The sequence below is a fragment of the Mycolicibacter arupensis genome (assembly GCF_002086515.1).
In the GTDB taxonomy this organism is placed as follows: domain Bacteria; phylum Actinomycetota; class Actinomycetes; order Mycobacteriales; family Mycobacteriaceae; genus Mycobacterium; species Mycobacterium arupense.
Genome location: NZ_MVHH01000004.1, coordinates 1 through 13,612 on the forward strand (window position 1 = coordinate 1; position 13,612 = coordinate 13,612).

Sequence of the window (13,612 nt, forward strand, 5' to 3'; positions counted from 1 at the left end):
CCCGACGATCCGGCCCCCCGACCGACGCAGCACTCTTCTCGCTCAACTCAACCTCCCCGAGAGCTGCGCGAGCAGCTCGTCATCGCATCACACAGACCGAGCAGAAGCATCCAGTCGGTCGAAACCGTCCCGTTGGTAGAGCTCAACGCAGCTGGAGCGCCGGATCTTGCCGCTGGTGGTGATCGGGATCGCACCCGGCGGCACCAGGACCAGGTCACCGCTGACCAGGCCGTGCGCCTTGGAAAGCGCGGCCGTTACCTTGCGACGCACCTCAGTCAGCCTGTCCTGGATCTCCTCGTCGGATCCCCCCTTGTTCTTGAACTCGGCGATCGTAACAAGCTGCTCGGACTGGCCGTTCGGGATCGAGACCGCGGCCACGCGCCCACCGGTGATCTCCTGAACGGTGGCTTCGATGTCATCCGGGTAGTGATTGCGCCCATCGACGATCAGCAGGTCCTTGATACGTCCGACGATGTAGAGCTCGCGGTCGGAGATCACGCCGAGGTCGCCGGTCATCAGCCAGGGACCCTGTGGGGTGCCGGGTGACGGGTTCACCAGCTTGCCGCCGAAGGTGGCCTCGGTGGCCTGCTGGTTGTGCCAGTATCCGGCGGCCACGTTGGGACCGTGTGCCCAGACCTCGCCGACCTTGCCGTCCGGGTTCTCGGTGTGGGTCTCCGGGTCCACGATCCGGATGGTGCAGGCCCGGGGCACGCCACAGCTGACCAACTCGACTCCGCCGTCGGGACCGCTGAGCTCGGCCGTACCGGCGGCCAGTTTGGTGTAGTCGAACCGGGGTGTCGGCGGCGGGGTGCCGGGGGTGTTCGACGTGAGGTACACGCTGGCCTCGGCCAGACCGTAGCCCGGGCGCAGGGCGGCCGGGTTGATGTCGAACTTGGCGAAGCGATCGACGAAGCGGCGCAGGGTAGCGGCGTGGATACGCTCCGCGCCGAGACAGAACGTGTGCACATTGGCCAAGGTCAGTCCGGCCATGTCCTCATCGGAGGTACGCCGCACCGCCAGCTCGTAGGCGAAGTTGGGTCCACCGGTGAAACCGACCGGCTGGCGCGCCAACTCCTGCATCCAGCGTGCCGGCTTGGCCAGGAAGGCCATGGGGCTCATGTGGACGGTGTGCCGGCCCAGGACCATCGGGTAGATGACGGTGCCGAGCAGACCCAGATCGTGGTAGAAGGGCATCCAGGACACGATGTTGAGCTCGGGCGGCGGCGTTCCGCCGGTCAGCTCGAAGGTGTCTGAGGCCATCTGCAGCATGTTCGAGACCGCGTTGGTGTGGGTGACCATGACACCGGCGGGTGTGCGGGTCGACCCGGATGTGTACTGCAGAAACGCGATCTTCGTCTGCGCCGTGGCAGTGGGCGCCGACGCCGGTTCGGAGTCCAGATCCAAGGCGTCGATCTCGATCACCACGGGGGGTTTGCCGCCCAGACCCTTGATCGAGCTGGCGATGTCCCCCACCGCCGCCGAGGTGGTCAGGATGGCGACCGGGGCACTGTCGCGCAGCGCCGCCGACACCCGCTCGTCGTGCACGCCGAACATGGGAACCGGCAACGGTACGGCGATCAGACCTGCTTCCAGCGCGCCATAGAACCCGACGATGTACTCCAGGCTCTGCGGAGCCAGGATCGCGACGCGGTCACCCGGTGAGGCGCAGGTCGCCAGCTCGGCAGCAACCACCCGCACGCGGTTGCGCAACTGAGCCCACGTCACCGTTTCGCGGTAACCGGACGGGTCGACGTCGTAGTCGATAAAGGTGTAGGCCGGAGCGTCCGGCCTATCCCGCTCGAGGTTGGCCAGGATGGTCGGGATGTGCGTTTCAGTGACGGACATTGGTATGCCTTCTCCTTCTGCGCTGCCAGGTCTGGGACCTCAACCTGCTGATTAGTTCGTCCCCCGTCGAGAGTCGTGTACACGTGCTCTCCGAACTGACGGTTTCGCTGCGCAAGGTCCCTACGCAGCGGAAGTATGCAATTGGATTAGCGACATTGGGGATGCTGGTCCCGCGGGTTGAAGTCTCGCGGACACCCCTAGCGGAATGCTCAGCTGAAAGTGTCGGCCGCTACGCAGGCCGGCTGGATGCACTGCCGGATGAGAACTGGGGCGGGGACTTCCGGGCGCAGCGATCGCCCGGCCGACACGGCCGGTGCGGAGAATTCGACCAACGCCACGGGTATCCCTTCTGGATGTTTGCAACGTGCGCTAAAACTCCTTGGACCCCGACATCCCAGGCGTTTCCCTCCGCGGAGGCTACCACGTAAGCACTGCTGACAGGCAATTTATGGCCCACATACAGCGCAAACGCAGCAGATCCGCCATAGTAGCGGACAAGTCTTTAGCCCGCACCACAAGCAACTTCGGCAACAAGAGTTAATTCACATGCGGATTACCGAATCGCGCGTCAGACCTGGCAATATTGCGTGATCTTGTTCTCGATATCGCCGACCAGTTCCGGCAGGTGATCATTGACGTAGAAGTGGTGTCCCGGAGCGGTGAACACCCTCGCACTGAACTCGCCGGTCGTGCGTTGCGCCCACGGACCCACCTTTTCCTCGGTGGCGACGTCATCTTCGTCACCATGGAACGCGAATATGGGACAGGTCACCCGAGCGTCGGGGGGGCAGTCGTAGTTCGCGATGGCTTTCAGCCCGCGCAACGTCGGAAGAATCTTCGCCGCGAACTCTTCATTTTCCAAGAATTCGGGGTTAACGCCCGTCATGCTGCTGACCGCATCAAGCAGGCCACGATCGGATTCGGGAATGTTGTCGTAGCCGGCTCGTCCCGGTGCCCCGGCCGCCGACACGAACAGCGCCGCGATCCGGTGCCCGTCCGCCTCGAAGCGGCGGGCTACCTCGAAGGCCAGCAGCGCCCCCATGCTGTGGCCGAAAAAAGCGACCGGCCCATCGCCCGGGCTCGGCGGGGCAACCGTCTTACAGACCTGGTCGGCAAGGTCTTCGATACTGGTGAAGGCGCCAAGATCGTGTGTTCCACCCTTACCCGGGTACTGCACCCCGATGCGCTTGACATCGGTGGTGAACGCCTTGGAGAACGGAACGTAGTACTGCGGCGATCCGCCGGCGTGCGGGAAGATGTAGAGCTTCGGCGTACGGTCAGTCACCCGGCAACCCTACCGGCGTAGCCCAGCGGCCAAAGCACTGCGAGCCGGGATGTCAGCCCGCCGCCGCATCCCGCTCGACAAACGGTGAGCCCAGCCGCGGGATGCCGGCGTAACCGTGCCGGCGGCCGCGCGCGGCTCCGCGGCGGATCAGGGCGGCCGTTCCGACGAATCCCGCGTGGTCGACCGCGACGAACGGTGTCAGCAGTCGGTTGTGCACGAATCCGATCGCCAGACCGGAAGCCGGATCGGCCCAGCCCATGGACCCACCCAGACCGACGTGGCCGAATCCGGGCAACGCAGTCCCATAGGGGATCGCGTGATAGCCGAGATGGAATGCCAGTGGAAGCCCGATGGTGCGGTCCAGCTCGAGGGTGCGCCGGCCGGTCAGGCCCCCCACCAGGCGACGCGACAGCAGCTGGGTGCCATTGATCTGCCCACCGTTGGCCAGTGCGCCGTAAAGCCGGGCCAGACCCCGGGCGGTAGTCACCCCGTTGAGGGAGGCGGCCTCGGTGTCCAGGAACGGGGTGTCGCCGCGCACGGTGTCCATCACGCCCGGGAAGTAGAACGCGCCGAACCCTCCCGACCGCCGCATCCCTGCGGCCCGGGGCGCCAGCAGATCCACGAGCGGGCGCCGCCGGCTGCGCTGGGGCATGATGATCTCCGCCGCGACAGTCGGCGCACTGACCGGCGGCCTGCCCAGGTGCAGGCCATCGGTGTCCAGCGGCCCGGCTAACTCGCTGCGGAACAGCTCACGCATGCCCATTCCGGTGACGGAACGCGCCAGCCCGGAGACCAGCCAGCCATAGGTGAGCGCGTGATAGGCGGGTTTGCCGCGTTCGGGTCCAGGCTTGGCGGCCGCCATCCGGGCCTCCATCGTCATGTGGTCGAGAAGGTCTGACCGCCTGGCGCCGTTGAGGTGGGTCAGTCCCGCCCGGTGGCCCAACAGCTCGCGAACCGTGATCGCAGCTTTGCCGTTGGCCCCGAAGTCCGGCCAGTACTGCGCCACCGGCACGTCATACTCGATCAGTCCCCGGTCCACGAGCCGGTGAATGACCGTCGATGCCGCACCCTTGGTCGCCGAGAACACCATGGCCCCGGTATCGACCGACCACGGCACCCGTCCCGCCCGGTCCGACCACCCGGTCCAGACGTCCACAACGGGCTTGCCGTCGAGGTAGACCGCGAGAGCACCACCACCGAACCGGCGGCCTGGGAACATTGCCGCGAAAGCGCGCACAGCACAAGCGAAATTGGGATCGGCAGCGCCGTGCACGTTCGCCGGCAGCGCTGCCCCGCGAACCCTGAGATGCTGTGTCATAGCGGGGAATCTACCGCGCCGACGGTCCAACATAAGTTGGATTACGGCCATTGAGTCCAGATCGTGTCCGCTACTCCCAGATGGCGCCGAGAATGCGCTGCGCAGCCAACGCGGGAGTCAGGTCCCCGCTGAGCACCTGCTGCTCCACCTCGGCACGCAGTGCGCGCACGGCCGGACCCGAGAGCGCGCGGTCGAGTACAGCGTCACGGACCAGCTGGCGCGTCCAATCCACCTGTTGCGCCCGTCGCCGGGCATCGAACTCGCCGGCGTCGATCAGCGTTTGTCGATGCCGCTCCACCGTGTCCCAGAACTCCGTCAGCCCCGTTCCTTCGATAGCGCTCATCGTCAGAACCGGTGGTAGCCAGAGCGTTTCGCGGGGATAGATGAGCCGGATCGCGGTGGACAACTCCCGTGCGGCGAGCCGCGCCTCGGCGAGGTGGTTGCCGTCGGCCTTGTTGACCACCACGATGTCGGCCAGTTCCAGCACACCCTTCTTGATGCCCTGCAACTGGTCGCCGGTGCGGGCCAGCGTCAAGAAGACGAAGGTGTCGACCATGTTGGCCACCGTGACCTCGGACTGACCGACGCCGACGGTCTCGATCAGGATCACGTCGAAGCCGGCGGCCTCCAGCAGCACCACCGTCTCCCGAGTCGCCTTGGCGACCCCGCCCAGGGTGCCCGACGTCGGCGACGGACGGATGTAGGCGCGTTCGTGCGTCCCCAACCGCTGCATCCGGGTCTTGTCGCCCAGGATCGAACCACCGGTGCGGGTCGACGACGGGTCGACCGCCAGTACCGCGACCCGGTGGCCCTGCTCGATGAGATGCATGCCGAGGGCTTCGATGGTGGTCGACTTGCCCACGCCGGGTACGCCGGTGATCCCCACCCGTCGAGCCCCACCGGCGTCCGGCAGCAGCGCCAGCAGTAGTTCCTGCGCCTGCTGTCGGTGGTCGGGGCGGGTGGACTCGACCAGGGTGATGGCCCTGGGCAGCACGGACCGGTCCCCGGAGCGCACCGCTGCCGCCAGCTCGGCAACGGTGTCAGAAACGTTGTCGGCCATCTATTTCTGGTCTGCCGCCGGTTCCGTCTGGTCGGCGAGCTCGTAACCTCGCCGGGACGCGAGCGTGTTCAGCAGATCCACCGCGGCGTCGGCGATCACCGTGCCGGGCGGGAAGATCGCGGTTGCCCCCGCGGCGTACAGCTCGTCGAAGTCGCCGGGCGGGATGACTCCCCCGACCACGATCATGATGTCGGGCCGGCCCACCTGCGCCAGTGCGTCCCGCAGTGCCGGCACCAGCGTCAGGTGTCCGGCGGCCAGCGACGAGACCCCGACCACGTGCACGTCGTTGTCGGCGGCCTGGCGCGCCACCTCGTCGGGGGTGGAGAACAGGGCGCCCACGTCCACGTCGAAGCCGATGTCGGCGAACGCGGTGGCGATCACCTTCTGGCCACGGTCGTGGCCGTCCTGGCCCATCTTGGCCACCAGGATGCGGGGCCGACGGCCATCGGCCTCGGCGAACTTCTCCACCAGAGCGGTTGCGCTAGCGATGTTGCTGCCCTTCCCGACTTCGTCACGGTAGACCCCAGAGATCGTACGGATCTCGGCCTGATGGCGACCGTAGACCTTCTCCAGGGCGTCGGAGATCTCCCCGAGGGTGGCCTTGGCCCGGGCGGCGTCGATGGCCAGCGCCATCAGGTTGTTGCCCAGCCCGTCCTCGCCGGCCGGACCGGTGGCGCCGGCCGCCCGGGTCAGCTCGGCCAGCGCGGCCTGGCAGGCCGCCTCGTCGCGCTCGGCGCGCAACTGCTCGAGCTTGGCCAACTGCTCGGCGCGCACCCGGCTGTTCTCGACCTTGAGGACTTCAATCTCCTGGTCCTCGGCGACCTGGTACTTGTTGACGCCGATCAGCGGCTGACGCCCGGAGTCGATGCGGGCCTGAGTGCGGGCAGCGGCCTCCTCGATGCGCAGCTTCGGGATGCCCTCGCTGATGGCCTGGGCCATACCGCCGTGCGCCTCGACCTCCTCGATGTGCGCCCGTGCCCGCTGCGCCAACTGATGGGTCAGCCACTCCACGTAGTAGGAGCCGCCCCACGGGTCGATCGGCCGGGTGGTGCCCGACTCCTGCTGCAGCAGCAACTGTGTGTTGCGGGCGATGCGGGCGGAGAAGTCGGTGGGCAGCGCCAGCGCCTCGTCGAGGGCATTGGTGTGCAGCGACTGGGTGTGGCCCTGGGTGGCGGCCATCGCCTCGATACAGGTGCGCGCGACGTTGTTGAAGACGTCCTGCGCAGTCAGCGACCACCCCGACGTCTGCGAATGGGTGCGCAGCGACAACGATTTCGCGCTCTTGGGGTCGAATCGAGCGACCAGCTCACTCCACAGCAGGCGGCCCGCACGCAGCTTGGCGACCTCCATGAAGAAGTTCATCCCGATGCCCCAGAAGAACGACAGCCGAGGCGCGAACTTGTCGATGTCGAGCCCGGCTTCCAGACCGGCCTTGATGTAGTCCACGCCGTCGGCAAGCGTGTACGCCAACTCCAGATCGGCTGTGGCACCGGCTTCTTGGATGTGGTAGCCCGAGATGGAGATCGAGTTGAACTTCGGCATCTTGGCGCTGGTGTAGGCGAAGATGTCGGAGATGATCCGCATCGACGGCTTGGGCGGATAGATGTAGGTGTTGCGCACCATGAACTCTTTGAGGATGTCGTTCTGGATGGTGCCGGCCAGCTTCTCCGGCGGTACCCCCTGCTCCTCGGCGGCCACCACATACAGCGCCAGGATCGGCAGCACCGCACCGTTCATGGTCATCGACACGCTGACCGCGCTCAGGTCGATCCCGTCGAACAACTGCCGCATGTCCAGAATGGAATCGATGGCCACGCCGGCCATTCCGACGTCGCCCTGCACCCGCGGGTGATCAGAGTCGTAACCGCGGTGGGTGGCCAGGTCGAACGCGACCGACAGCCCCTTCTGGCCGGCGGCCAGGTTGCGGCGGTAGAACGCGTTGGAGTCGGCCGCCGTGGAGAATCCCGCGTACTGGCGGATGGTCCACGGCTGGTTGACGTACATCGTCGGGTACGGCCCACGGACGAACGGGGCCTCGCCGGGAAAGCTGTCCAGCGGGTAGCCCTCGGCTACCGCGGCAGCGCGATCGGCGGCGGTGTACACCGGCTTGACCGCAATGCCTTCGGGCGTCTGCCATTCGAGCTGCTCGGGTGTGTAACCGTGCGCTGCCGCTGCCGCGGCGATGTGCTCGGCCACGGCACTTTCCGTGACTTCGGCGACCGGGGACGCGTCCGGATCGCCGTGCAGCGCCACCTCGGCAAAGCTGCCGATGGTGCCATGTGAGGTGCTGGTGGTCATGGCTCTTAGGCCCCCAATCGGTTCAAAATGTCCGACAATGCCTGCACCGCATCAATTTTCATGGTCAGGTAGTCGTCCGGCTTCGGATCGTCGTCAGCGCCGCCAGCCAGCGCTTTCGCCGGCCCAGCCAGGTAAACCCGGTCGACACCGGCGGCCCGAGCCGCCGCGATGACGCCGGCCGCCTCCGACCCGTACCGGCCATCGGTCCCGCACAGCACCGCCACACCTGACCCGCCGGCCTGCGCCACCGCCGCCGCCACCTGCTCGGCCTCCACCGGGCCGGGGTTGATCACCGCGATTCCGCCGGAGGCCAGCAAGTTGGCGGCGAACGTGGTCCGAATGTTGTGCTCGGCCATCGGCCCCAAGGGCAGCAACAGCGCCTGCGGCCGGGCGCCGGTGCGTGCCAGGAAGGCGTCGGAGCGGTCACGCAGCGCCTCGAATTGCGCGGCGTAGCGGCGCAACCCGGCCGCACTGGCTTCGGTCGCCGCAGGCGGCAACGGCGGTTCGTCCAGGTTCGGGTACTCGTTGACCCCGGTGATCGCGCTACGCCGGTGCGCGATGTCCTCGGCCCTGGCGGCCGCCACCTCGGCGATCCGCTCGCCGATGTGCCCACGCGCGGCCTCAAAGCCGCCGAGTCCTTCGATCTCCTGGAACTGGCTCCACGCCTGCTGAGCCAATTGCTCGGTGAGGTCTTCGACAAACCAGGACCCGCCTGCCGGGTCGAGGACCTGGCCCAGGTGCGACTCCTCCAGCAACAGCAGCTGGGTGTTGCGGGCGATCCGGCGGGCGAAGCTGGCCGCGGTGCCGGGCTGGCCACCCGGGATCACCGAGTCGAACGGCCACACCAGCACGGTGTCCGCCCCACCGACGCCGGCACCGAAGGCGGCCAACGTGGTGCGCAGCATGTTCACCCACGGATCCCGTTGGGTCATCATCGCCAGTGACGTCTCGGCATGCACGACGGCGGCACCGGCTTCCGGCGCCCCGGCCACCTCGGCGACCCGCGCCCACAGCTGGCGCGCCGCGCGGATCTTGGCGATGGTGATGAACTGGTCGTCATCGGCGGCGATCCGGAAGCTGATCTGACGTGCCGCGTCGGCGACCGACAGGCCGGAATCGGTGAGCAGGCGCAGGTAGGCCACCGCGGCGGCCAGCGCACCCGCCAACTCCCCGGATGCCCCGGCGCCCAAGTTGTGAAGGGCCGGGCCGTTGACGGCGATGGCCCGAACCCCGTGGCGACCGGCCGCGCGCGAGGCCACCGCGAGCACCTCGTCGATCGACGGTGCCTGGTATCCACCCAGCGGCGCGATCAGCGGGTCAGCACCCAGGTCCACCGAAAGGCCGGCGCGGCTGTCTGGGGCAATCGCATCGATCAACGCCAGCATCGTGTCTGCGGCCGTCGTGTAGTCGCCGGCCTGCGCCCCGTCCAGGAGCACGGGAACGAGCTCCAGATAGACGTCGCTGAAGACCCCCCGCAGCTCGGCTGCCGGCACTCCCCCGTCCCCGACCCGTAGGGTCACCGCGCTGGTTCCGTCAGTCAGAGCGCTCAGTACGGCCGCGTTGACGTCGGCCGCAGACCCCGGCCCGCCGGCGGGAAAGACCTCGGCAACCTTCCATCCGCTGAGGACGTCACGCCGGGCGTCCGCGCCGCGCACGTAGGGCCAGTTTCCCGGCAACGGAGGCTCGGGCAGCGCGTCGAACGCGGTGTAGAGGGGTCGAATGGCGAACCCGACCTGGCCCGCCAATCCCTCCACGGCGGTGTCCAGCAGCCGCTCGGGCTCACCACCGGTCTGTGCGTCGATCTCGGCCGGCTCGCGGCGCGCGCTCTTGGCCAGCACCCCGGCCACGGCGGCACGCCACCGGGCCCGGGCCTGCTCCATGCCGGCGGATTCGGCGGACACGTCGATGGACACCGGCGACTCCTGTGGTTACTCGCGAGTAGCTGATGAATCGCTACTCGACACGTGCCAACCAGGCTAAATGATGCCGCTCGGCCGACACGGACGAGGTACGTCGAGCGTGGAAACGCCCATTGCGCGACGCCGGCCGTTAACCCCCGGGCCGTAGGCTGGGGACTTGTGACGTCCGCTGCGACCCGAATCCCGCAGGTGCTGCGTGGCGCGTGGGCGGCGTTCATCGGCACCGCGCGCCAGGTGGCACTGCGGCGGTTGGCGTTGACCACAACCGTGCTGGCGAGCCTGGTCGCGGTGGCGTTGCTGGTGCCGGTCCCCACGGCTGTGCAATTGCGGGACTGGGCGCAGACCTTGGGCCCGTGGTTTCCGCTAGCGTTTCTGGCGGCACACACCCTGGTCACCGTTTTCCCCTTCCCCCGCACCGCCTTCACGCTGGCCGCCGGACTTCTGTTCGGCCCGTGGCTCGGCGTCGTCCTGGCGGTGGTCGCCAGCGCGCTGAGCGCGGTAGCGACCCTGATCCTCATGCGGGTGTTCGGGTGGCAGGTGAGCCGGCTGGTGCGACACCCGCGACTGGATGCGGTCAACGCTCGGCTGCGTCGGCGTGGCTGGCCCGCGGTGGTGTCGCTGCGGTTGATTCCGGCGATCCCCTTCTCGGTGATCAACTATGCCGCCGGCGCCTCGGCGGTGCGAGCGCTGCCGTACACGCTGGCCACCTTGGTCGGACTGCTCCCGGGCACCGCGGCTGTGGTGGTGCTCGGCGACGCCCTGACCGGTGAGGTGAGCCCGCTGTTGTTCGCGGTGTCGGCATGCACCGCCGCTGTCGGGGTGGCCCTGTTGGCCTATGAGATCCGCATGCACCGCCGGCACCGGCCTGGCCCCGACACGCAGGCATATCGCATCGATCCCGCCGAACCGGCGGCCATCGGCTGATCGCGGCCGATCAGGCCCGACGCACCTGCGGAATCAGGCGTACCTTGCAACCGTGAGCTGATCTAGCGTTAGGGCGTCTGATGAGCAGGTGGCGGCGGCGTTCGGCGCAGCGATCCCCATCGGTGGCCGTGCTCGCCGATCTGGGACCGGGGCAGCGGGCCACCATCACCGGTGTGATGGCGCATGCTCCAGATGCGGTGGCGGCCCGCCTGCGCCAACTGGGTTTTCGTGCGACCGCTCGCGTCGACGTGATCCGCCGGGCGCCGCTGGGCGACCCCACGATCTACCGCGTCCAGGACACCGAACTGTGCCTGCGGCGCCGAGAGGCCCAGCTGATCCGGATCGACGCCGAGGGTGATGGCCGGCCATGACGAATTGTCACGACGACGCCGCCACGTCCATCGAACTGGCACAGGCACGCCGAATCGCCCTGGTCGGTAGCCCCAATGCCGGCAAGACCAGCCTGTTCAACCACCTGACCGGGTTGCGGGCAAAGACCGGCAACTATCCCGGCGTCACCGTGGGCCGCAGCGTCGGAGTGCTGACCGTCGGCGACGTCGAATTGGCCATCGAAGACCTCCCCGGCACCTACAGCCTGGATCCGATCAGCCCGGACGAGCAGGTGGTCGCCGACGTGCTGACCGGGGGTATCGGCGGCATGGACCGGCCCGACGCGGCCGTGCTGGTCGCCGACGCCACCACCCTGCGCCGCTCGATCGTGCTGGTGGGCCAGGTGCTGCGGCTGGATCTCCCCACCGCTCTGGTGCTGACCATGACCGACGAATTGCTTGCCCGGCAGGGCCGGATCGACCTCGATTCGCTCGCGGCCGCGCTGGGCATCCCCGTCCTCGCCGTCATCGCGAACCGCGGATCGGGCATCGAAGAGCTCCGCACCCTGTTGGAGTCCAGCCCCGCCTGGTCGCGTCCCGCAGTGCTGCCCCCCGCCGATCCAGATGCCCTCGAAGACTGGGGCAGGTCGGTGCTTACTGCCGCCGATTACGTTGCCCCACACCGTGATCAGCGAACCAGCCGAATCGACGGGGTGGTCCTGCACCCGCTGTGGGGCATCGTCATCTTTTTCTCGGTGATGTTCGCGTTCTTCCAGATCATCTTCACCGTCGCGGCCCCGCTGCAGGACCGTGTGGCCGCCGGACTGGACTGGCTGGGATCTGAAGTCAACACGCACCTGGGCGGCACGGCGGCCGGTGGCCTGATCGGCGACGGCATCATCGGCGGCGTCGGGACCGTGTTGCAGTTCCTTCCGCAGATCGTGCTGCTGTTCTTGATGATCGCGCTGCTGGAGAATGTCGGATACATGTCGCGCGCAGCGTTCCTGATGGATCGTGTGATGGCCCGAACGGGGCTGGAGGGCCGAGCATTCGTGGCGATGCTCTCCTCGTTCGCCTGCGCGGTCCCCGGGATCATGGCCACCCGCACCCTGCCGTCATCGCGTGATCGGATCGCCACGATCATCAGCGCCCCGCTGATGACGTGCTCGGCGCGACTGCCGGTCTACACCCTGCTCGTCGGGCTTCTGGTGGCCCCACAAGACCGGTGGTGGGGCTTCAGCGCCCAGGGCGTCACCATGTTCGGCCTGTACCTGGGCGGTGGCATCTCCGCCCTGCTGGCCGCATCGGTGTTCAAGTCGACGATTCTGCGCAGCGACCTGCTGCCGTTCACCATGGAGCTACCGCCGTATCGCTTTCCTTCCCCCACCGCAGTTCTGGTGGCGATCTGGTCTGCGGCAAAGATCTTCTTACGCAAGGCCGGAACCATCATCTTGGCGACGTCCATGGCGCTCTGGGTGTTGATGAATCTGCCGACTCGCTCCGCCGAGACCGCGCAACTGAGCCCGCCGCAGGCCTCCGCCTACGTCCTGGACCACAGCTATGCCGCAGGAATCGGCAGAGCCGTTGAGCCGGTCTTTGCCCCCCTGGGATTCGACTGGCGGATCGACATAGCGCTGGTCGGCTCCTTGTCGGCGCGGGAGGTGTTCGTCTCTACCCTCGGCCAGGTCTCGGCGGCGACCAACCCCACCGACCCACACCAGGCGCTGGCCGCGATGACCGACGAGCACGGAAACCGGGTCCTGACCACACCGACGGTGATCGCCCTGCTGGTCTACTTCATGTTCGCGCTGCAGTGCATGTCCACCGTCGCGGTCATGCGCCGCGAGACCAATACTTGGCGCTGGCCCGCCTTCGCCTTCGGCTACATGTTCGCCTTGGCCTGGGCGATGGCATTCGTCGCCACGTCGATCGCGACGGCGGTGGGCACATGATCCCCCTGCACGCCGAGGCGACCGGCGACCCGCAACGGGCCCGATGGGTGGTGATCAGCGACCGCATGCCCGCCGGTGGGCGGGTGCTGCGGGCACCGGGCCGGCTGGGCTCGTTGCAGGACGACGGCGTGATCGAGGAAATGACGGTCCACGCCGGCGACGTCGTGATCACGCTGGGCCCCGCGCAGCGTTGGCGGGACCGCGGCGACGAGATCCGCGTCGCCCTCGACGAGGCCCTGCGGGCGCCGACGCAGTGGCGAGTGGAGCCCATCGAGCCCGCCGGCGACCTGACGCAGATGGTTCAGGAGCTGCTCGCAGGGCCGATCAGCGCGATCGCCGCAGCCCACGGCGGAGCGATCGAGCTGGTGGGGATCAGCGGCGATCAGGTGCGGGTGCGGACGTCTGGGGCCTGCCGAGGTTGCCCGGCTTCGGAGACCACGCTGCACGACAGGCTCCAACACGAGTTGCGGCGCCGCTTCGGCGACCAGGTGACGGTCACGGTGGCGAACCCCTCGACCGCGGTGACGGTCGGTAGGAAACTGCTGACGTTGTTCGTCCGCTGAGGCCCGGCGGTCAATGGCGACCGCGCCGATAGCCAAAATTCCCGGCAAACAACACGAACCCCTGCTAAATCCAGCAACAATTCGGTGAAAGGCGGTCTAGCAATAGCCGACTGGGGTCC

Annotated in this window: 10 protein-coding genes; 4 read left to right on the forward strand and 6 right to left on the reverse strand. The window is 67.8% G+C overall.

All coding sequences use genetic code 11. The features are described 5' to 3' along the window. Positions 1 to 87: 87 nt before the first annotated feature. The 6 genes from BST15_RS03195 to mutA all read right to left on the reverse strand — a co-directional run bounded on the left by BST15_RS03195 (position 88) and on the right by mutA (position 9,719). Positions 88 to 1,845 (reverse strand): AMP-binding protein, encoded by a 1,758-nt coding sequence (locus tag BST15_RS03195; RefSeq protein WP_046188363.1) that lies wholly within the window; start codon positions 1,843 to 1,845, stop codon positions 88 to 90. Between the two features lie 568 nt (positions 1,846 to 2,413). Continuing rightward, a complete protein-coding gene (locus BST15_RS03200; protein ID WP_046188364.1) occupies positions 2,414 to 3,130 on the reverse strand; it encodes a thioesterase II family protein in 717 nt (238 codons plus the stop codon). Positions 3,131 to 3,182: 52 nt separating this feature from the next. Continuing rightward, positions 3,183 to 4,448 carry an esterase/beta-lactamase LipL gene (gene lipL / locus BST15_RS03205; RefSeq protein WP_046188365.1) on the reverse strand — a complete coding sequence of 422 codons (1,266 nt, stop codon included), beginning with the start codon at positions 4,446 to 4,448 and terminating at the stop codon, positions 3,183 to 3,185. A 70-nt stretch (positions 4,449 to 4,518) separates the two neighbouring features. Next, positions 4,519 to 5,508: a methylmalonyl Co-A mutase-associated GTPase MeaB gene (meaB, locus tag BST15_RS03210; protein WP_046188366.1), complete on the reverse strand. Its 990-nt coding sequence runs from the start codon at positions 5,506 to 5,508 to the stop codon at positions 4,519 to 4,521. Further along, entirely contained in the window at positions 5,509 to 7,806 is a 2,298-nt protein-coding gene (gene scpA, locus BST15_RS03215; protein ID WP_046188367.1) for a methylmalonyl-CoA mutase, read from the reverse strand. A 5-nt stretch (positions 7,807 to 7,811) separates the two neighbouring features. Then, positions 7,812 to 9,719, reverse strand: coding sequence for a methylmalonyl-CoA mutase small subunit (gene mutA / locus BST15_RS03220; RefSeq protein ID WP_046188368.1), 1,908 nt, complete (start codon positions 9,717 to 9,719; stop codon positions 7,812 to 7,814). Between the two features lie 165 nt (positions 9,720 to 9,884). On the opposite strand from mutA, the gene BST15_RS03225 reads away from it, so the two are divergent. The 4 genes from BST15_RS03225 (at position 9,885) to BST15_RS03240 (ending at position 13,493) form a co-directional block, all read left to right on the forward strand. After that, complete coding sequence (locus BST15_RS03225; protein ID WP_046188369.1) at positions 9,885 to 10,649, forward strand: TVP38/TMEM64 family protein; 765 nt, start codon at positions 9,885 to 9,887, stop codon at positions 10,647 to 10,649. Positions 10,650 to 10,729: 80 nt separating this feature from the next. Next, on the forward strand, positions 10,730 to 11,020 hold the full coding sequence (locus BST15_RS03230; RefSeq protein ID WP_046188370.1) for a FeoA family protein: 291 nt from the start codon (positions 10,730 to 10,732) through the stop codon (positions 11,018 to 11,020). Beyond that, on the forward strand, positions 11,017 to 12,930 hold the full coding sequence (feoB, locus tag BST15_RS03235) for a ferrous iron transporter B (protein ID WP_046188371.1): 1,914 nt from the start codon (positions 11,017 to 11,019) through the stop codon (positions 12,928 to 12,930). Before BST15_RS03230 ends, feoB begins: the two co-directional genes overlap by 4 nt. Next, positions 12,927 to 13,493, forward strand: a complete 567-nt coding sequence (locus BST15_RS03240; protein ID WP_046188372.1) for a NifU family protein — start codon at positions 12,927 to 12,929, stop codon at positions 13,491 to 13,493. The genes feoB and BST15_RS03240 overlap by 4 nt, the downstream gene beginning before the upstream one ends. Positions 13,494 to 13,612: the final 119 nt, after the last annotated feature.